Source organism: Bacillus songklensis (assembly GCF_042649685.1).
Classification (GTDB): domain Bacteria; phylum Bacillota; class Bacilli; order Bacillales; family Bacillaceae_H; genus Bacillus_BA; species Bacillus_BA songklensis.
On sequence record NZ_JBHRZT010000044.1, the window covers coordinates 30,271 to 49,826 of the forward strand.

19 protein-coding genes are annotated in these 19,556 nt (G+C 40.8%); 12 read left to right on the plus strand and 7 right to left on the minus strand.

Features of this window, described 5'->3' with window-relative positions:
• Positions 1–28 precede the first annotated feature (28 nt).
• Positions 29–1,177 (minus strand): diglucosyl diacylglycerol synthase, encoded by a 1,149-nt coding sequence (locus ACFOU2_RS10845; RefSeq protein WP_377914976.1) that lies wholly within the window; start codon positions 1,175–1,177, stop codon positions 29–31.
• A gap of 262 nt (positions 1,178–1,439) precedes the next feature.
• Between ACFOU2_RS10845 and ACFOU2_RS10850 the strand changes: the two genes are divergently transcribed.
• The 4 genes from ACFOU2_RS10850 (at position 1,440) to ACFOU2_RS10865 (ending at position 4,955) form a co-directional block, all read left to right on the plus strand.
• Positions 1,440–2,171: an ABC transporter permease gene (locus ACFOU2_RS10850; protein WP_377914978.1), complete on the plus strand. Its 732-nt coding sequence runs from the start codon at positions 1,440–1,442 to the stop codon at positions 2,169–2,171.
• A gap of 197 nt (positions 2,172–2,368) precedes the next feature.
• Positions 2,369–2,560 carry a DUF378 domain-containing protein gene (locus tag ACFOU2_RS10855; protein ID WP_377914980.1) on the plus strand — a complete coding sequence of 64 codons (192 nt, stop codon included), beginning with the start codon at positions 2,369–2,371 and terminating at the stop codon, positions 2,558–2,560.
• Positions 2,561–2,956: 396 nt separating this feature from the next.
• The gene (locus ACFOU2_RS10860; RefSeq protein ID WP_377914982.1) at positions 2,957–4,507 is read left to right on the plus strand and encodes an alpha/beta hydrolase; all 1,551 of its coding nucleotides are present in this window, start codon (positions 2,957–2,959) and stop codon (positions 4,505–4,507) included.
• 160 nt (positions 4,508–4,667) lie between these two features.
• Positions 4,668–4,955 carry a hypothetical protein gene (locus ACFOU2_RS10865; protein ID WP_377914984.1) on the plus strand — a complete coding sequence of 96 codons (288 nt, stop codon included), beginning with the start codon at positions 4,668–4,670 and terminating at the stop codon, positions 4,953–4,955.
• Between the two features lie 69 nt (positions 4,956–5,024).
• Here ACFOU2_RS10865 and ACFOU2_RS10870 read toward each other — a convergent pair whose 3' ends face one another.
• Positions 5,025–5,441 carry a hypothetical protein gene (locus ACFOU2_RS10870; protein ID WP_377914986.1) on the minus strand — a complete coding sequence of 139 codons (417 nt, stop codon included), beginning with the start codon at positions 5,439–5,441 and terminating at the stop codon, positions 5,025–5,027.
• Positions 5,442–5,825: 384 nt separating this feature from the next.
• On the opposite strand from ACFOU2_RS10870, the gene ACFOU2_RS10875 reads away from it, so the two are divergent.
• Both ACFOU2_RS10875 and ACFOU2_RS10880 read left to right on the plus strand, forming a co-directional pair.
• Complete coding sequence (locus ACFOU2_RS10875; protein WP_377914988.1) at positions 5,826–7,100, plus strand: DEAD/DEAH box helicase; 1,275 nt, start codon at positions 5,826–5,828, stop codon at positions 7,098–7,100.
• A gap of 244 nt (positions 7,101–7,344) precedes the next feature.
• A complete protein-coding gene (locus ACFOU2_RS10880; protein ID WP_377914990.1) occupies positions 7,345–8,538 on the plus strand; it encodes a DEAD/DEAH box helicase in 1,194 nt (397 codons plus the stop codon).
• A 180-nt stretch (positions 8,539–8,718) separates the two neighbouring features.
• Here ACFOU2_RS10880 and ACFOU2_RS10885 read toward each other — a convergent pair whose 3' ends face one another.
• A complete protein-coding gene (locus ACFOU2_RS10885) occupies positions 8,719–8,868 on the minus strand; it encodes a YjcZ family sporulation protein (RefSeq protein WP_377915100.1) in 150 nt (49 codons plus the stop codon).
• 546 nt (positions 8,869–9,414) lie between these two features.
• On the opposite strand from ACFOU2_RS10885, the gene ACFOU2_RS10890 reads away from it, so the two are divergent.
• From ACFOU2_RS10890 to ACFOU2_RS10900, 3 genes are all read left to right on the plus strand, one after another.
• Positions 9,415–10,860 (plus strand): GntP family permease, encoded by a 1,446-nt coding sequence (locus ACFOU2_RS10890; RefSeq protein WP_377914992.1) that lies wholly within the window; start codon positions 9,415–9,417, stop codon positions 10,858–10,860.
• A gap of 204 nt (positions 10,861–11,064) precedes the next feature.
• Positions 11,065–13,560, plus strand: coding sequence for a WG repeat-containing protein (locus ACFOU2_RS10895; RefSeq protein WP_377914994.1), 2,496 nt, complete (start codon positions 11,065–11,067; stop codon positions 13,558–13,560).
• A gap of 114 nt (positions 13,561–13,674) precedes the next feature.
• Positions 13,675–15,093, plus strand: coding sequence for a sigma-54 interaction domain-containing protein (locus ACFOU2_RS10900; RefSeq protein WP_377914996.1), 1,419 nt, complete (start codon positions 13,675–13,677; stop codon positions 15,091–15,093).
• Between the two features lie 48 nt (positions 15,094–15,141).
• On the opposite strand, the gene ACFOU2_RS10905 is transcribed toward ACFOU2_RS10900, so the two are convergent.
• Positions 15,142–15,282 carry a hypothetical protein gene (locus ACFOU2_RS10905; RefSeq protein ID WP_377914998.1) on the minus strand — a complete coding sequence of 47 codons (141 nt, stop codon included), beginning with the start codon at positions 15,280–15,282 and terminating at the stop codon, positions 15,142–15,144.
• Positions 15,283–15,674: 392 nt separating this feature from the next.
• On the opposite strand from ACFOU2_RS10905, the gene ACFOU2_RS10910 reads away from it, so the two are divergent.
• Positions 15,675–16,400, plus strand: a complete 726-nt coding sequence (locus ACFOU2_RS10910) for a hypothetical protein (RefSeq protein WP_377915000.1) — start codon at positions 15,675–15,677, stop codon at positions 16,398–16,400.
• A gap of 114 nt (positions 16,401–16,514) precedes the next feature.
• On the opposite strand, the gene ACFOU2_RS10915 is transcribed toward ACFOU2_RS10910, so the two are convergent.
• The 3 genes from ACFOU2_RS10915 to yjcZ all read right to left on the minus strand — a co-directional run bounded on the left by ACFOU2_RS10915 (position 16,515) and on the right by yjcZ (position 17,729).
• Entirely contained in the window at positions 16,515–17,003 is a 489-nt protein-coding gene (locus ACFOU2_RS10915; RefSeq protein ID WP_377915002.1) for a hypothetical protein, read from the minus strand.
• Between the two features lie 445 nt (positions 17,004–17,448).
• Positions 17,449–17,547, minus strand: a complete 99-nt coding sequence (locus ACFOU2_RS10920; protein ID WP_377915004.1) for a YjcZ family sporulation protein — start codon at positions 17,545–17,547, stop codon at positions 17,449–17,451.
• 56 nt (positions 17,548–17,603) lie between these two features.
• Positions 17,604–17,729, minus strand: coding sequence for a sporulation protein YjcZ (gene yjcZ / locus ACFOU2_RS10925; RefSeq protein WP_377915006.1), 126 nt, complete (start codon positions 17,727–17,729; stop codon positions 17,604–17,606).
• 298 nt (positions 17,730–18,027) lie between these two features.
• Between yjcZ and ACFOU2_RS10930 the strand changes: the two genes are divergently transcribed.
• Together ACFOU2_RS10930 and ACFOU2_RS10935 are read left to right on the plus strand one after the other, a co-directional pair.
• A complete protein-coding gene (locus ACFOU2_RS10930; protein ID WP_377915008.1) occupies positions 18,028–18,459 on the plus strand; it encodes a hypothetical protein in 432 nt (143 codons plus the stop codon).
• A 356-nt stretch (positions 18,460–18,815) separates the two neighbouring features.
• Positions 18,816–19,544, plus strand: coding sequence for a ThuA domain-containing protein (locus ACFOU2_RS10935; RefSeq protein ID WP_377915102.1), 729 nt, complete (start codon positions 18,816–18,818; stop codon positions 19,542–19,544).
• Positions 19,545–19,556 lie beyond the last annotated feature (12 nt).

Here is a 19,556-nt window from a genome sequence, read left to right on the forward strand (position 1 = left end):
AGCCAGAGGTCTAGACCGCTGGCTTTTTTCAATAAAAAATTTTTCTGTACAGCCGTTTCTCGCCTGCATATATTGTTTGAAGAACGTCTTCTACAATCGTTTTAGCAGCGTTCGGCTGATGAATGGAATGGATAGAGCGTTTCATTCGTTCTAAATCATGATCATTATTCAATAAATGAGAGGCTGCTTTGAAAATGTCACCGAACCGTTGAGTGACGACTGCCCCGTTTTGATGTTCAAAATAGATGGCATTCCCTTTTTCTTGGCCGGGAGTCGGTTTGTATAAAATGACAGGTACCCCGATAGCTGTTGCTTCAGTCAATGTGATACCACCAGGCTTTGTAATCATGAATGAAGCGATGCGGAACAATTCATCTACTCTTTCCACATAGCCGTAAACATGTAATTTGTTTTTAAATTTAGTACGCAACACTTCGAGTTCTGTTTTTAGTTTCTTGTTTTTTCCACAAACAATGACTAACTGACAATCATTATTCATTAAAAGTGTTTCACAAATCTTATTTAAATTTTTTAAGACTCCGAAAGCCCCCGCCATCATGAGAATGGTTTTCTTATAGGGATTTAGATTATATTTTTGAAATAAGTATGACGGTGATAAGGATTGTTCAAAGGGAGCACGGACTGGAATACCTGATACTTTTACAACCGAAGGAGAAATGCCTAGTTGACAAATGGCCTCTTTCACATGTTGGGTAGCAACGTAATATTTATCAATTTCAGATGAAACCCATGTTTTATGTAAACAATAATCTGTAATGATGTTGAAGGTGGGAATGTTCATTCCTGTTTGACGGCGAAATTCAGAAACGGCTAATACAGGGAAGGTATTGATAATAACGTCGGGTTTTTCGGTTTCGACTAGATACGAAAGGCGTTTTCGGCCGAGGTTAACAAACCATCTCGCAATTTTTTTATTATAAATTTTTTCAATTCCATGATAGCAAAGAGAGTAAATCGGTTTTCCAACAGTTGTAAAGCTTTTGAGATAAATGGTTTCGGAAATAGGAGTAAGGGTTGGATAGGACTCGGCATAAATACTTGATATGATCACATCGGATACGTTGTATTTGTTAAATTGCTCTTTCAATACGTTGGCGACTTGTACATGTCCGTTACCGTACTCCGCTGTCAAAATTAAAATCTTTGGGCGTTTCATCACGAAGGTCACCTCATATTTATATACTGTGTTGATGATTCTTTTATTCTTTAATTTTAGCATGATAGCATGGAAAACTTTGTAACGGTTGTGTAAAAGTATCGTAAAGTATATTGCGGGGTTGTGGAGTGTTACTTACTTATTAAGGGCTTTTTTCATAACTAATGATGCGCATCGTTGTACAAGTTGTTTTTCCTATATCATAATATAGTCAGCGCTTGTTGTCATCATAGAGGATTTTTTACATGAAGGGAATGATGGTATGCAGCACATTGGTAACATGGCATTGTTGCTTATCTTATTATTGATCTTTGTTCCGATTCTCATATCTTATTATCAAAAGCTAGGTTTGGGAAAAGACATATTCTTTTCGTCTATCAGGGGATTTGTGCAACTTTTATTATTAGGAGTGTTTGTCTCTTATCTTTTTTCTTTTAAAAACTTATTTGCTGTTTTCGGTTACATACTCGCCATGATTGTAATTGCTTCCGTTAATTCCTCAAGGAGAGGGATTGAACGAAGAAGGTCGTTTTTAGTTGTGTTTATCTCAATTTTTACTACGGTCTCCTTTTTTATCGGGATTTGGCTGCTGTTTTCGATTGTACCGCTTAAAGCGCAATATTTAATCCCAATCGGCGGCATGTTTATCGGCTCAGCAATGGTGGCTAGTGCGGTCGTATTAGAAACGATGAAAAAAGAAAGCGGATCACTACAAGAAAATGAATTAAAGAAAAATGCGGCAAAAGTTGCCATGATTCCTACCATTGATAGTTTAAAAACAGTGGGATTGGTCCAAATACCAGGAACGATGACAGGAATGATTCTAGCGGGTGGAGATCCATTTGAGTCTGTAAAGTACCAAATCTTCATTATTTTTTCGTTAATGGTTGTTTCAGCCATTTCTTCTATCCTAACATGCTCACTAAACTATAAATGGGTAATAAAAAGGGAACAATCAACAACGGCAAGAAGCAAGGAAGGAATATTAACATGAGAAGCTTTTATTTTATTCGGCTCTAACGGATAGAGGAGATGAAAAAATCCTCTATCTGTTTTTTTATATGTATGATGATTTTGATTTTCTTCTTTCTAATAGTAAAAAAGGCGGAATTTTTTTAGCTTATTAGCAAGAGGGGACAGAGAAACATACTATATAAGGAGACGTTTACAAAGTAGCCGGGAGGTGGCATCATGAGATTCCTATCATTATTCACAAGCATTTTGCTCATCATAGGTGGGCTTAACTGGTTATTTGTGGCTCTAGGCTTTAACCTTGTAGAAGAAGTGTTTGCATCCGTTTCATCCCTTATTAATCTTGTATACTGGTTAGTTGGATTATCTGCAATCTATCAGTTATATGAGAGATATTTGAAGGGACGTTAAGGATTTATTTCATTGTCATCGAAAAGCGTTCGGGGAAACCCGGCGCTTTTTTATTCTTCTTTGGTCAGATAAATGATAGATTGGAACAATGTGAGTACAATCTTGCTCTCTAACTGTCCTGCAATTGACTGCGCAATACTATGTTGAACTTGTGCTAAAGCGCAAATCTTATTGCAGTTTCGTATCGGATCCAATCCTCTTTAATAAATATAGGAAAAAAGAAGGTTGTTTGCCCTTTGTTTTGTTTGGTAAAATTTTACTTGTTATAAAACTTTGTAAATCCTTGTTTTTCTAGTCATGAGCTATAAGATGGGGGGAGGCGACGTTTTTTCACTTTGATTTCACCACAACAAAATGAAAGCGTTTTCCTTTAAAAGAATTACCGGATTCGGAGGGATGGTTTTGTTCAAAAAAAGGTTTATGGCTCTAGCCACGGCATCTGCATTATTGTTTCCTGTTGCAGCTCCCAATGTGCTGCAGACAACTGCTTTTGCTTCCTCTTCCAACGTCATAAAGGAGGCGGATAATGTGATAGTAACAAAGTTTGATGGAAAAGACGGAAATTGGCTGACAACAAAAAATCCAGCACAGTTTGCAGCAGCTACTGTTTACGGGAATATAGGACTCGCTCCGTATAACTGGGGTGATCCAAAAGCAGGGAGCGGTTGGCATCACATGTACAAGCCGGCCGAGGTAACGGGTGTCCAAGTGAACGGCATGTTTGATGACGCCAAGTTCGTTATTCGTGTGCCCGATAACTGGAACGGTAAATTAGTGGTGGCAGGAATCCCGGCAACCCGTAACGAAACATCAACTGATTTGTTATTTAGCGATTTCGTACTGGCAAAGGGCTACGCATTTGCGGCAATCGATAAAGGAACACAGGGAGAAAGCGATCCGGACGATCCATTTGCGAAAGTCAAGAATGCGCTCGTATCTGAAGATGATAGTATCATAGAATGGAATGAGCGGTTCAGACAAGTAACGAAAGCAGCCCAAAACTACCTCATTAAAAACTATCCTCAAAAGCTCATTAAAGCTGATGATAAACATAACCCAGCCAGAAAATTGATTACGAAACATCATAAAGTGCCGACATATGCGATGGGAATTTCAAACGGCGGTTATGTTGTTCGCTATGCGCTTGAACATGATGGACCAAAAAAGACCGGAGAACCGGCTTTATTTGACGGCGGGGTTGACTGGGAAGGTGTGTTATGGAGAGCGAACGAACCGAACTTGATCAGCTCGTTAACACCGGTTGTTAATAACGCAGAAAAGGCCCTTTACGGCAAAGGAAAGGAAAAACAGAAAGCGCTAAGAGAAATATATAAAGCAGGACTGCCGAAAGGCTCTGAAAAGCTTTGGAGTTATCATGACCAATTTTATTGGTTCGTGACATTGAATATTTATCGGGATGAGCTTGATCCAGAAGCTCCTAATCATATTGATTGGCGCAACTATTTAAACATTGTGGACGGTGTTCGTAATCGCTCATATGACTCGATTTTTAAAGACTATAATTACTTCAACCGTCCCAATAGCGTGAAAGAAAATGTAGAAAAGATTGAAAATACAGGAGATATTGATGTTCCGCTTATTAGTATAACCGGCTCGTGGGATTCACTCATTTTCCCATCGGTTCATGCGAAGCCATATCAAAAGCTGGTGACGAAGGCGGGCAAGGGCCATTTACACCGCCTTTATACGATTGAAAAAGGCAACCATGTAGATAGTCTTGTTTGGAATCCTGCTACAGATCCAAAGCAAGAAGTTCAGCCGCTCCTTCCGTATGCTCATCAGGCGTTTGATTTACTAGTCGATTGGGTTGAAAACAAAAAGCAAGCACCAGAAAGCAAAACCATTCCAACACCGAAAAATAAGACGCATGTCATTGATCTAAAGAGCGGAGAAGAAGTAGAACCCAATTCGATGGGCGACAATTAATTTCAACAGGGAATAAGCGGGGAGAAAAGGCGATTGAGGTATCGCCTTTTCTCTTTTTTAGGATTGTTCGATTAATTTTTAGAATTATCAAAATTTATTAATTGAAAGCAGGGAATTCTTTGTCTTTGGAAAATTATTATACTGAGGAGGTCGGAGCGTTTTGACCAAGACGATGCAAACCGAATCAAGTAGATTACAGCCTAAAGGAACATTAGACGAGACAGAGAGTTCAAAAAATCGAATGGAAGGTGAGAGTTGTATGGTGATTAGGGAATTGACACTGCAACAGTTAGCTGAAGGACTTCCTAGAACTCTATTGAGCGCTTCAGATAAAGATTTGGAAGATTTTCAAAAGATTATGAATGAGTCTTTAAAGTTAAGGGATGGACATAAACATCTCCAAAAAATGATTCAGGATTTTACCAGAAAAGGTGTTATCAGTTCATAAGCTCAGGAGAGGGTATCCCCAAAAGCATGTCTTTCAGCGCTTTTAGGGGCACCCTCTTCTTGTATTTATTTACCGATTGTTACGGTCATCATCATCGATGATTCCGTCATCATCTACATTGCCGTTGTTGTTATCATTATCATTATCATTATCCAGGATATCGTTATCCAGGATATTGTTATCATTATCGTTATCCAGGATATTGTTATCATTATCATTATCCAGGATATTGTTATCATTATCGTTATCCAAGATATTGTTATCCGGATCGTCATCCAGCATGTTAGTATTTAGATTGTCATCGTCATTATCACCATTGGTGTCGTTATCCATATTGTCGTTATTAGTGTCAGTATCCGTGCCGCCATTTCTATCGTCCTGGTTTTGCTCTTCCTGGGGAGGCGGCTCTTGATCATTGTTGTTGCAAGCTGCCAGCATGAAAGCGGACAAGAATGTTGCTGTTAACATCAGAAGCCATTTTTTCATCTTTGTCATCGTCCTTTCGTATAGGCGTGTGTAGGGTATTGAGGCTGTCATATACTCAATCCGTGCTTAGTTTATTCCGTATCATTGATTTTATAAGCTCTATTTCAAAAAATATGGTGAACGATTAAAATTTCTATGTGATAAATAAGAACCAACCATTACAAAAAGATCAAGAAGATTCGTACGGGCAGTGCATGTTCCACCATCAAATCACAAACGCTACATAATGCACAAATAATTTGATATAGAAGATGCTCTTTAGCCATATCAAATTATTTGTGTGGATTCATATATTTTTCAGGGATTGTCTTGACAGAAAAAAACGTGAAAGCTTACGATGAATGTTCATGATCATTCTTCAATAAAAGTAAGGGAGGCAGAATCTTGCCGGACTTTTTAACAGTAGGTATTCAAGCTGAACTAGCTAAGGCACTCAGAGTCAATGGAATTGCAGAGCCCACTCCCATTCAAGAAAAAACCATTCCGGTTGTGCTGACAGGGAAAGATGTAATCGCGCAGGCTCAAACAGGAACAGGGAAAACGTTAGCTTTTATCTTGCCGATTTTACAGAAAATCGAAACATCAAACCCGTCTGTACAAGCGCTCATCATCACACCCACACGTGAGCTGGCATTGCAAATTACAGAAGAAGTGCATAAGCTGCTTAGCCATCGAAATGATATTCATGTACTGCCTGTTTACGGCGGACAAGATGTGGAAAAGCAAATCAAAAAGCTGGAAGGAAATATACATATCATCATTGGGACTCCAGGCCGCCTGCTCGATCATTTGAGGCGCGGAACCATCAATCTTTCTGTCGTATCAATGCTCGTTCTTGATGAAGCAGATCAAATGCTTCATATTGGCTTTTTAGGAGAAGTGGAAGAAATTATTCACCAAACGTCGTCCAATCGCCAAATGATGTTATTTTCCGCTACGATGCCTGACGAGATTCGTACATTGGCACACCGGCATATGAAGCACCCTCAAAATATAAAAGTGGCGGGAAGCCAAACGATTATAGAAGAGATTAAACAAATCGTCATTGAAACGACGGACCGGGCAAAGCAAGAAGCGCTGTGTCACATGATGGATGTATATCGTCCTTTTTTGGCGATCATCTTCTGCCGCACAAAGCGTAGAGTGGGCAAGCTGAATGAAGCGTTGAAAGCTCTCGGGTATAACTGTGATGAGCTTCACGGTGATTTATCACAGTCAAAGCGGGAACAAGTGATGAATCGTTTTCGTGAGGCGGAAATCCAATTTTTAATTGCGACCGATGTGGCATCAAGAGGATTGGATGTTGAAGGAGTGACACATATCTTTAACTATGACATCCCACAAGATGTCGAAAGCTACATTCATCGAATCGGCCGTACGGGGAGAGCGGGCGGCAAGGGGATAGCCGTGACATTTGTTGCACCGAAAGACCGGATGCATTTGCAATTAATTGAAAAAGGAATCAATACATCCATCAAAAGAAAAAAGATTGAAGGTCCTTCCGTTCAAAAGGACAATGGCCGACATGGGAAAACAGAGAAACCTGAAGAAACGAAAAGAGCGAAACGAAGAGGAACCGGTTCCAAAGCGGTCTATCGAACTCCTTCAAAATCTGCCGGGTCCCACTCTAAAAGAGGCCGAACAAAAAGAAAAAAATGAAACGGAAACAGCTCAATAGGTTATAATTTTGATGGAGTTTACTTTAGGCTATATAAATCCATATTGAAAATCCGACATGGCAAAAAGCAGCCGTGTCAGATTTTCACCTTTTCAGCCTATTCAAGATGTAAAGACAGAAAAACTGTAAGTAGCTTAAAAAGCCAAAGCTGATGTCGAAAAATGAAAATGGATTTATATAATATACAGTGAAAATTTGAAATTTTGATAGACAAAGGAGACGTACATGTCACAGTTTTTAACCAACATGAAACCATTTCTGCAGGAAGCCTGGAAAAAGGCAGGGTTTGAGAGCGCAACAGCGATTCAAGAAAAAGCCATTCCTTTGATTTTAGAAGGAAAAGATGTCATGGCCGAATCCCCGACGGGAACGGGAAAGACGATTACCTATTTACTTCCTTTATTAGAAAAGATCAATCCTGATAAGCAGAACACACAAGCCATCATTGTGGCACCGTCACGCGAACTGGTCATGCAGATTTTGCAGGTGATTCAAGAATGGTCAGAGGGAAGCGGAATTACCAATACATCGTTGATCGGTGGAGCAAATGTGAAAAGACAGCTTGAAAAACTAAAAAAAGCGCCGCATGTCGTCGTTGGCACACCTGGTCGCATTGATGAATTGATCAAAATGAAAAAGCTTAAAATGCATGAAGTTAAGATCGTTGCACTCGATGAAGGTGATCAATTGCTTGTACCGGAGCATTTACAGACGGTGAAAAACATCGTGAAGGCTACGATGGCTGACCGTCAAATTGTTCTGTTCTCAGCGACGCTTCCTGAAACTACTGAGACAATTGCCCGCGAATTGATGAACCAGCCCGAAATCGTGAAAATGACAAAGGAGGATATGCCACCATCAAAGGTAGAGCATCTTTATATTGTTTGTGACCAAAGAGAAAAGCTGGATATGCTGCGAAAGCTTTTACATGTGGATTCTTTCAAGGCATTGGCATTCATTCGGGATATCGGGAATTTGACGGTAACGAAGGAAAAACTGCAGTATAAAGGGATCGCTCCAGGCGTTCTTCATGGAGAATCCAAGAAAGAAGAGCGTGCAGCGGCATTGAAAAACTTCCGAACTGGCAAATCTCCGCTGCTGCTTGCGACCGATGTGGCGGCAAGAGGCCTTGATATTAAAGGATTGACCCATGTCATCCATGTGGATTTTCCGAAAGATATAAAACAATATGTTCACCGCTCGGGACGTACAGGAAGGCAAGGGGCAACAGGGACAGTCATCTCTCTTGTGACCGAACGAGAAGAACGTGTATTGAAACAATATGCCCGTGAATTGGGCATCACTGTACAGCAAAAGGTTTTATATGGGGGACAGCTTGTAGACGAGAGAAAAAAAGAGGAATTTAGACCGAAAAAAAGACCTGTTCACCAAAATCGAAATGTCAAGAAGCGTTTTTAACATGATGGAAATGTTCACATAAAAATGCTGAAAAGGGCTGTCGAATAATCTCGATAGCCCCTTAAGCATGGATTAGCTCTTCATGGATAGAGAATATGAGAAGGAAAATCAGCATACGCGGATACTTAAAGAGGATATTTTACAGCAACTTTTTAAACAATTAGACTTAAAGAACCGTTACTAGCTCCAGATTACTGCTCCTACAATAATGAGGAGAATGAACAATACAACAATCAATGCGAAGCCGCCGCCGTAACCACAACCGCCGTAACCAGCACCGCCGTATCCGTAACCAGGGTAGCCGTATCCATAACCGCCAAAGAAGCCCATCTCAAAATCACCTCCCATATTTGCCTTCCATTCATCATATTCAAAAATGAAAAAAGTGGAAGAAAAAGTTGGATAGAAGTTTACAAAGGAGCTCAAATTCCACGTTTATGCAGTTTGGGAGTGTCAAGACCAGCCAGGATCCCGCAGGTTGAAATTGCTTTTAAAGGAATATTCAAGCGAGTGTTTTATTATCACTTAAACCTTTATTATTCCGCCAAAACGGAAAATTCCGTATTTTCGGAATAATAAACAGAATATATTCCGGAAAAGCGGAAAATGTAGCTTGTTTTTTAGAAAATTGAGCCATCATCATAGGATGAATCCATCAAAAAGTGACAGAAACCGAGCGGTTGTGAACAATTTGTGTCTAAACGATGAATTTGGCACAGAAATTGCATGTAAAAGAGGGGACAAGCGTTTTCGGTGAGGATGGCTTTATGCAATGCATAGGGTGTTCAATAAAATGAAAACGTTTCCTGCCTTTGGTCAATTATAGGGGAATGGTTGACTGAAAGCTGCCAATATATATGCAAAAGGGGGATATTTGTGGAGTTTGTCGTGATTCTTTTGGCATTAGGTTTGTTGATGTTTGTTGCGTATCGCGGGTTTTCAGTTATTTTGTTTGCTCCGATTTGTGCATTGTTTGCGGTTTTATTGACCGAACCAAGTTTCGTACTTCCGTTTTTCTCTAATATTTTCATGGAAAAGATGGTAGGCTTCATTAAATTATATTTCCCTGTCTTTCTACTGGGAGCGATTTTTGGAAAAGTTGTCGAGATGTCCGGTTTAGCGGAAACGATTGCGAAAACCATCGTACAATTGGTCGGGGCAAAAAGAGCGATTTTAGCCATCGTCCTTATGGGTGCCATTTTAACATACAGCGGTGTAAGTTTATTCGTTGTCGTGTTTGCCATTTATCCATTCGCTGCCAACTTGTTCCGTGAAGCGAATATTCCAAAACGTCTCATTCCGGGAACTATTGCGTTAGGGGCGTTTACGTTTACGATGGATGCGCTGCCTGGCACGCCGCAAATCCAAAACGTTATTCCGACGACGTTTTTTAAAACAGACATTTATGCTGCTCCGATTCTTGGGGTTACAGGTGCCATCTTCGTTTTGATTCTCGGGATTTTTTACTTGGAATCTCGCCGTAAAAAAGCAGAGTTGGCCGGAGAAGGATATGATGGTTTCGATGGCCCGGAAACGGCAGCCTCTGTAGAAGCAGCTATTAAGGAAGAGGAACCCGTTCCTGGCACTTCCGCTGATTCTTCCGCGACGGTTGCGCGTCAGATTCTTGCATTTGTTCCACTTATTCTCGTCGCTGTAACAAATAAGTTTTTTACGATGTCTTTGCCGAGCTGGTATCCAAACGGGTTTGATTTTGCAAAAATTGGATTGGAGTCATTCGGTAAAGTCGAGTTATCTTCCGTATTGGCCATTTGGTCAGTTGAGATGGCACTTGTCGTCGGGATTATGACAACTCTTCTATATAATTGGCAGAAAGTTAAATTGAATTTCCAAACAGGTATTAATGCAAGTATTGGCGGTGCATTATTAGCGGCCATGAATACAGGAGCTGAATACGGATTCGGCGGCGTGATTTCCTCACTTCCAGGATTCGGGGTTATCAGTAAAGGAATTTCCGAAACATTTACCAATCCGCTTGTAAACGGAGCGGTAACGACCACTACTCTTGCAGGGGTCACTGGATCCGCTTCAGGCGGTATGGGAATCGCATTGAGTGCCATGTCGGAAAAATATTTAGAGGCCATTGAAAAGTATAATATTCCGCCGGAAGTGATGCACCGTGTGATTTCGATGGCGTCCGGGGGGATGGATACATTACCGCACAATGGAGCTGTTATTACGCTGCTCGCGGTAACAGGCTTAACCCATCGTCAAGCGTATCGTGATATTTTTGCGATTACGATCATTAAGACACTGGCTGTATTCTTTATTATTACGGTCTACACGCTTACAGGGCTTGCGTAAATTTCGATATCATTTAGTTGAAGGAGCATTCTCAACAACCATTCTGTTTGAGAATAGCTCCTTTTTGCTTTATATTTTTTCACCTGCCGATTTGTGCAGGGGGTATTATAGCATATTACATTCATGGGCCTCTCTGCAAAGCCAAGGTACCATTATCTCCATATGCCCATATGATAGTTTAAAAACATAATATGGGGAGTATAGATGATGTGGCATGAAGCAAGTGTAATCCATATAATTCAACCATTTTTGCCGTCGATGGCCGAGTTGATTGAAATGGAAAAACCCTATCATGACGTATGTGTGCTGAAAACGGATTTAGATGGAGATGGAACTTCCGAAATCGCGGCTGCATACAGATGGCTGGGGGAAACCTATCTCCTTGTTTTAAAATATCATCTCCATTCCTGGCGGGTGGCAGCCAACATAAAAGGGAAAGGATATGGAGTGAGCTCTTTTCAAACTGCTCCTATTACGGATCAAAACCGAAACAATCTGATTATAGGATGGCTGGCGGGAGACATGTGGTCAGTTTTGGAGGTTTATGATTGGACGTGCGAAGGTTTGAAAAATGTGGTGAAAGAGGATCTTTATTTTAGCCGCATCCATGTGGAGGATATACCGGAAATAACAGGATGTGACGGGAAAAACGAAGTCGCATTATGGAGGCATGATACGGGAGAGGCTTATCAAGTGAGTGTATACAAATGGAGTAAAGGGAATTTTGTTTTGGCCTCGGATTTGTATCCTTCTTATTTTACGAAGGTTGCGCGGTATTATAAGCAAAAGATTCAGGAAGCACCGTATGCTTCTTCTTATTGGTATTACTTGGCGGATGCACAGCTAAAAGAAAGGAAGCCGTACAATGCATTAAAGTCCATTCAACGAGCCATACGGCTGGGCAATATATACCCGGCCAGGAAGGAACTGCTATCTTTACAGCAACGGATCGAAGCGGTTTTGTCTACGAGAGAAGCCGCTTTATATCCCGCGGCGGTGAAAGACATAGGTGGAATCAAGTGGGGATTTATAAATAACCAAGGCCAATTTGTTTTGCCGGCCCAATACGAGGACGCACAAGATTTTCAAGATAATCATTTGGCCATTGTCCAATCGAAAGGATTGTATGGATTAATTGACCGGTCAGGTACCTATAAAGTAAAACCGAAATATCAGACCATATTTCCGTTCTCGGAACAACGGGCTGTTGTTATTAACGGTCAAGGGTATAAAGTGATGGATGAAAGAGGAAAAGAGATGACGAGGAAGGCATATAGCTATATTGCCCCGTATGAAGAGGGAATGGCCTTGTTTTCCGGCACGGATGCGCAAGGAAAATATTTAGATGGATTTTTAGACAGGAAAGGGAACGAAGCGATTCCGCTTCAATATGAATCAGCGTATGACTTTAACGCCGGAAAAGCAGTGGTAAAAATAAAGGAACGGGAATATGCGCTAATTGATCAGAACGGAAGTCGGCTTCATACGTATCCTTATGAATTTGTCGGCAATTTAAGCGAGGGGCTGTTAGCTTTTCAACAAGGCAAAAACGAAAAGTACGGCTTTATCGATGAGGAAGGAAAAATGGTTATAAAACCGCAATTTTCGGGAGCACAGCCATTTAGTCATGGAAGAGCCGTTGTGAACATGTCCGATGATTACACAAATCGGTACGGTTTAATTAATAAGGAAGGCCTATTCGTGATTTCCCCCCAATATAATGACATCATTTTATTAGGACAAAATCGTGCAGCGGTTGGAAAAGCCATTGACGAAAAACGGCCGTTTATGGGATCCGTGTATGCCATTGCTGACACGGAGGGAAGCTTTCTGACCGGTTTTGTTTATAAAGGAGTATCGCCTTATCAAAACGGTTATGCTTCAGCCTATGATGATGAATATACCTTTTTTATCGATCGAAACGGGAAAATCGCCCAAGATTTGCCGATCGTAAGCGGCAGCGGCTCGGTAGCGTTTGAAGACGATTTGATTAAAGCCTATACAGACCAACGGCTTTCATATTATAACCATGCAGGAAAGCTCATTTGGACACAAAATACGGTCGTTCCGTTAAACGGGCAATATCAAGTAAAAGAGTTGAAATTTAAGCCGAATAAAGACTATGTTGTCTACTATCCCAAAATAGAAGGAATATTGTTGAAAAGAGTACAAGAACGTGTCAATCAGAAACTGAAGGAACTATCACAAGTGAAAACGGTTGCCCCGAATGTCCAGCTTGACCACAGCTATACAGGTGATGTCTTGATCCCTTTTTTCAAGAAGCATCTGCTTGTATTAGAGCTTTACGGTTACAACTATCCTTTTGGGGCCGCCCACGGCATGCCTTCTAGAATCTATCCTCATATCAACCTAACAAATGGAAGATTTTATGAGTTGAAAGATTTATTCAAACAAAACAGTGATTATGTAAAAGTACTCAGTGACAACATTGCCAATCAAATCAAAACGGATCCCCAATACTCATATGTCTTTCCTGATCGTTTTAAAGGAATTCAGGCAGATCAGCCATTTTATGTCACAGAAGAAGCACTCTACCTTTATTTTACCCCTTATGAAATTGCTCCTTTTGCTGCAGGTTTTCCGACATTTAAAATTCCATTTGTAGATATTATGACAATCATTGATGTGAACGGCGATCTTTGGCGATCATTTCATGAAAAACTGCAGGCCCCAAAGTAGTTTTATCGGGGCCTGGTTTTATAATATCTGAAAAATGTATAAAATTATCTTTTATCTTCTGTTATCATAGAGATACATCACACCATGGTGAGACGAAGTGGGGAGAGGCGAATCGTGAAAACAGGTATCGATAAACTTCCGTATGAATGGTTGGAAGAAATCATTAATGCTGCGGCTGAACGAATCGTGGTCGTAGACCGTGAAGGCATCATTCAATATATTAATGGGGCATACTGCGAGTTTTTAGGAACGACTATAGACGAAGCGCACGGGAAACATGTTCAAGAAGTCATTGAAAATACAAGAATGCACATGGTGATAAAAACAGGACAAGCCGAGATAGCATCGATCCAGTCCATAAACGGGAGTGAGATGATTGCTAACCGGTATCCGTTGTACATCGATAATGAGCTGGTAGGGGCAGTTGGGACAGTCATGTTCCGCAACGCACAGGATTGGCTCGACTATTCACGAAAAGTACAGCCTTTACTGGAGGAACTTACATATTACAAGAAGAAATTCGAAAAAGAATTGGGAAGCAAATACCGCTTTGAAGATCTTGTTGGTGAAAATAAAGCATTTTTGGAGGCGAAACGATTGGCGGAACGAGTGTCAGGCAGCCAATCCGCTGTGCTGTTGTTAGGGGAGTCGGGAACAGGAAAAGAATTATTTGCGCACGCCATACATCATGCTAGTCCACGTGGAGCATTCCCGCTTGTTCGGGTAAACTGCGCCTCGATTCCTGAGCATCTACTTGAGTCGGAACTATTCGGATATGAAGAAGGAGCATTTACAGGAGCAAAGCGCGGAGGGAAAATGGGGAAATTTGAATTGGCTCACAGGGGGACGATTTTTCTGGATGAAATCGGCGACATGCCGCTCCCGATGCAGAGTAAGCTCCTTCGCGTTCTGCAAGAGAAAGAAATTGAAAGAGTAGGCGGAAGGGCTCCCATTTCCGTAGATGTGCGCGTGATGGCAGCGACACACCGGAATTTGGAAGAGATGGTCCAGCAGGGGAAGTTTCGCCAAGATTTATATTATCGGTTGAATGTCATGAAGATTGACATTCCTCCACTCAGGGAACGCAGGGAAGACATTGTCCCAATTGCCTCTATCCTATTAAAGAAGCTGGCGCACAAGTTTAATAGGCAGGGTATCGAGCTTTCAGCAAATGTAGTGAGCAAATTACAGCACCATACATGGCCGGGAAATATTCGAGAACTTGAAAATGTGTTAGAGAGGGCTGTCAATGTGCTGGATGGGAGAGTCATTTATACGTCGCACTTGCCACTATATTTACAGGATGAACCTGTTCTTTTAGAGTCGCGTGTAAAGATGGAAGTTTCAGAAAACGTGTTCTCGTGCAATGAATCGGAGGTTCGTCCATTAAAAGAAGTGCTGGCACAGGCTGAGAAAGAAGCAATCATCCAGGCATTGGATGCCGCAGACGGAAATAAAGTGGAAGCGGCGAAATTACTTGGAATCGGTAAGACAAGCTTTTACGATAAATGTAAACTTTATAAAATTAACTAAACCGAATAGAGGGACGGCTTTCATTGGAAAGCCGTCCCTCTATTCGGTTTAGCTTAAAGGATTGATTCTCATTCCCTCTAAAATACGTCTGCTTTGTAGATAGTCCTTTTCCCGTTCCTGTTCAACCTTCAATCGTTGATCGAGCTTCCGGCTGTATTCCTCATAGCCCATTCCGTGAGCCTGATACATCGCTTTTTCCATTTCCGACGTGTAATTTAAATCGAGAGTACTGATAAAAAATCAATCCTTTCTAATTTAGTATCATATCCATCCTAACATGGAAGGAGAAAGGACACAAAACGGCTCTCTTTCCATATTTAGGGATAATCAGTGTTCTCGTGCAATAATGATCCCTATGTTCCCATATACGCCAAATTGCTCCCGATTTCTAGGTGGCCCATAAAGCGATCAGCTTTTCATGAAGGGAAGATTCATGATCCAGTCCGATGGAGGTCAAGGTAAATACTGGTGAAAGAGAATTTTTTGCAAATCGTGGTTTAGCTCTGAAAAAATGCGGGAAACAAATAACCAACAAAACGATAACGAATTAAATCATCAACATATAAAGGAGAGGAATAAAAATGACAACAACAAACGCAACAAACACACCCGATACATTTGGTACAACAAATGCGGCGAAAGGCACAGCGGTACCTGTGAATACCGCGGCATCAACAAATACGACGGCTCCAACAAGAAGTGCATCATCAACAGATAATGCACCGTCAACATACACCACAACTCAAGCAACGATGCCGGATGAAAAGAACAGCAAGCTTGTAAAAGGCATTATTATCGGTGGAATCATCGGAGGAGCCCTCTCATTATTGGATTCCACTACACGAACTCAGATGAAAGATAAGGCAGTCGATTTAAAGGATTCCTCAAAAGAAATATTTATGAATGTAAAAGAGAATCCTGGTGAAGTAAAAGACCAGATGGTTTCACAATTCAAAAATGCTGCAGATATGCTAAAACAAGCGATTAACGATGCGCAAAATTTGTACGAGCGTGTTAATGAGGAAGTATTCGGCAAAGTCAATAAAGTAATGGATGTTTCAGGTGAGGCAATGTCTGCCGCTAGTGAAATGAAAAGTGATTTAACGGATATCGGATCAAAGGTGAAGGAAGCAGGATCTGAGCTGACAGGAACGGTTCATGGGGTAAAACCGGATGAAGAAAGTCATCATGATTCGACCGCAGACAGCCCGAACGTTCCTCCCGCCCAATCACGAACAGGAACGATCAATCCATCGACCACAACTACAACGAAATCAAAAGAAACGGTTGGCGGACAAACAAAATAAAGCAATTGCACTGAAAGAAGCAGAAACCATTCAGATTTCTGCTTCTTTCATGTTTCATTTTTTATGGAATGTTCCAGCAGCTTTCTTGTTAGTCTTCAATTCAACAGGAGCAAGTTATCGGCGTGTAAAACCTTCTTCCCGCATGTATTCTTCTGCTTCTTTATATGATTCAAAAGCAGCTTCGAGATTCAAGCCGGAATACACGTTCCATAATTCATCTTCATGTACAAGGATAAGCATATGCTCCTCCGGGCCTACCCAGCGCTCCTCCGGTTGATTCCCGATGATGGCTTGTTCGGCTGTTGTTTGGAATGCCGTCTCCCTTTCATTGGAAAGGTAACGAATGGAATCTTCAATTAAAGAACGAAGATCCCCAGCTGAATAATCGCGTATATTGACCATTCCTTTGCTGTCTGTCGCACTCGCCGGCAAGTGGCCAGCGTAGACGAAACCGTTTCCGTTCGGATGTAAGTGATAAACGACTGTTTTTTTATCCAAAACGCTCCCTTCATAATGAAAGTTCACACGTCCAAGGGAGACGTTTCTACGTTCCAACTGGGGAAACGATTCGATAATTTCTAGTTTCTCTTCAAACGTTAACATGTATAATCCTCTATTCTATCAAGTTGATGGTCTTTGCTGATTATATCATATATGACTTGGAGAGGGTAATTCAAGAGCAGAAGGAGCGCCCTTGTGAGCCATCTTTCTGTAGGCAAAGCATCATGGGAAATACTATAAAATCAAAGGTCTCTTGACTTTTTATTTCAGTTTGGCTCTGTTATCGTTTAATGTTACAAATTAAAGAAGGAATACCACCGAATTTCAGGCGAATGCTAATTCAATGTTCAAAATCAAAAAAGGCTAATAAAAGCGGGGATATCCCAAAACCACAAAAAAACAAGTGGTTTTGGGACACCTCAAAATGATGAACCAAATGTTTTTAATGATCATTTTTAGAAAATGCGTCGTCTGAATCTTAAAAGAAAAATAGAAGCGATTAAGAAGAAGGGGATCAAGAGAACGTTTAATGTCACCTTATGGGGAATTAATACCCGCCAAATCCTGTACAAGAATATCCTACAATGATGAGTAAAACGAATAAGACAACCACTAAAGCAAAAGTACTGCGTAGTCCATCGCCCATATTTAATACCTCCTATTTATAGTAAATGGTCCATTTTTATAAGAATGTTAGGCTTATTAGCTCCAAATAACGGATCCTACAATAATTAGTAGAACGAACAAGACAACGATTAACGCAATATTGAAGCCACTTCCACCATAGCCGGCGCCTCCATAGCCATAACTTCCATATCCATCGCCCATAAGTTATTCGATTGTACTTTTACTCATGTTCATTCATGAAAACGGATATATGAGCACTAAAAAACGCAGATCTAATTAGATTGGAGCTTTTGGTGTGCGGCTAAACCTCCACTTTAAGTGGCATGCTCGTGGAAACAGAAGCACTCAACCCGCTAAAAAATATACAATCCTAATGCAACCGCTCTTTTTTTATGCCTTCAACTCTAGAAAATGATTGTTAAAAATTTCAATACCCTGCATATGATTAAATGACCAGCTTGTTTCCCCGTTTTAAACTCTGAATAAAAAGGAGTCCGTGATGAAAGTATATAAAAGCTTTTCCTCGCTCACGTATTTTTTGATAGGTTTACTTTTTCTACTGTGTACTTACGGCTTTGTGAACCATCTGCAAAACTCTCAATCCCCTTCAATTAAGTCGTGGATAGGGGGAGCGATTGTTTATGGATTATTATTTCTTTTCTTTTTGTATGTGAAGTCCATGTCGGTTATTTTGGAAGAGCGAAAGGTCATTTTTAAAACTCTATTTGAACGCAAAGAGGTTTGTTACGAAGACATTCGGCGAGTAGAGATTCAATATCTTCACAAAAATATCCCTACAGCTGTTCCTTATATTCATGTTAGTTCCTCGAACGATCTCATTGAAATTCCAGCTTTGATGTTCGAAAAGGCTTATCAGGAAATGTGTGTGTTCCTTCAACGAAAATGTATCAATAATTTCCACAATGAATGAGGTCAATATTTTCCACTCTATTAGTCAATGAAATCGGTTTCATTAATTGTATACTTAATTAAAATTAGATATATAGGGAGGGGGAAGCTTCAGCAGTCCTTCTGGATTACCATTAAATATGCAGTAGTTGCCATTGTATTAACAAACATGGTCAATTCATGAAATATCCGGATGGTGCAGGCCGGGAATTTGGCGCAACCCTGCAAACATATGTTGGCGGAAAAGCATCTAAAGAAGAAGCTATGAAAGCTCTTGACGGCAGCTGGGCTAAATTCAAAAAAATATTCAGGCAGATCCGAAACTTTCCTTCCGGTGAAGGAAAGTTTCGGAAAAAAACGAGAAGGAGTGTTTTTATTATGTTGAAAGTAACGGTATGGAATGAAAATCGTCATGAACAAAAAAATCCGGTTGTAAGAGAGATATACCCGAATGGAATTCATGGTGCGATTGCGGGATTCTTAACCGAAGCAGGATTTGAAGCAGGAACTGCTACCTTGGATGAGCCGGAACACGGTTTAACAGATGACGTATTAAACAATACGGATGTGCTAATTTGGTGGGGACATCTTGCCCATGGAGAAGTAAAAGACGAAATCGTTCAAAAAGTGCAGCAGCGTGTCCTTGATGGAATGGGACTTATTGTTCTTCATTCCGGGCATTTCTCCAAAATCTTTAAAGCATTAATGGGCACAAGCTGTGATTTGAAATGGCGTGAAGCGGATGAAAAAGAACGTCTTTGGGTTGTAGAACCAAGCCATCCAATCGTTGAAGGAATTGGTGAGTATATCGAATTAGAAAAAGAAGAAATGTATGGAGAGCATTTTGATATCCCCACGCCGGATGAGCTTATTTTGACAAGCTGGTTTGAAGGCGGCGAAGTGTTCCGAAGCGGCTGCACATATAAGCGCGGAAACGGAAAAGTGTTTTATTTCAGACCGGGCCATGAAACATATCCGACGTACCATAACAAAGAGATTCAACGTGTTATTGTGAATGCCGTGAAATGGGCACAGCCTGTAAAACGCAATCGTCCAGTCTATGGAAATGCACAACCATTAGAAAAACTTACGGTGAAAGTAAACTAATATATAATCAAG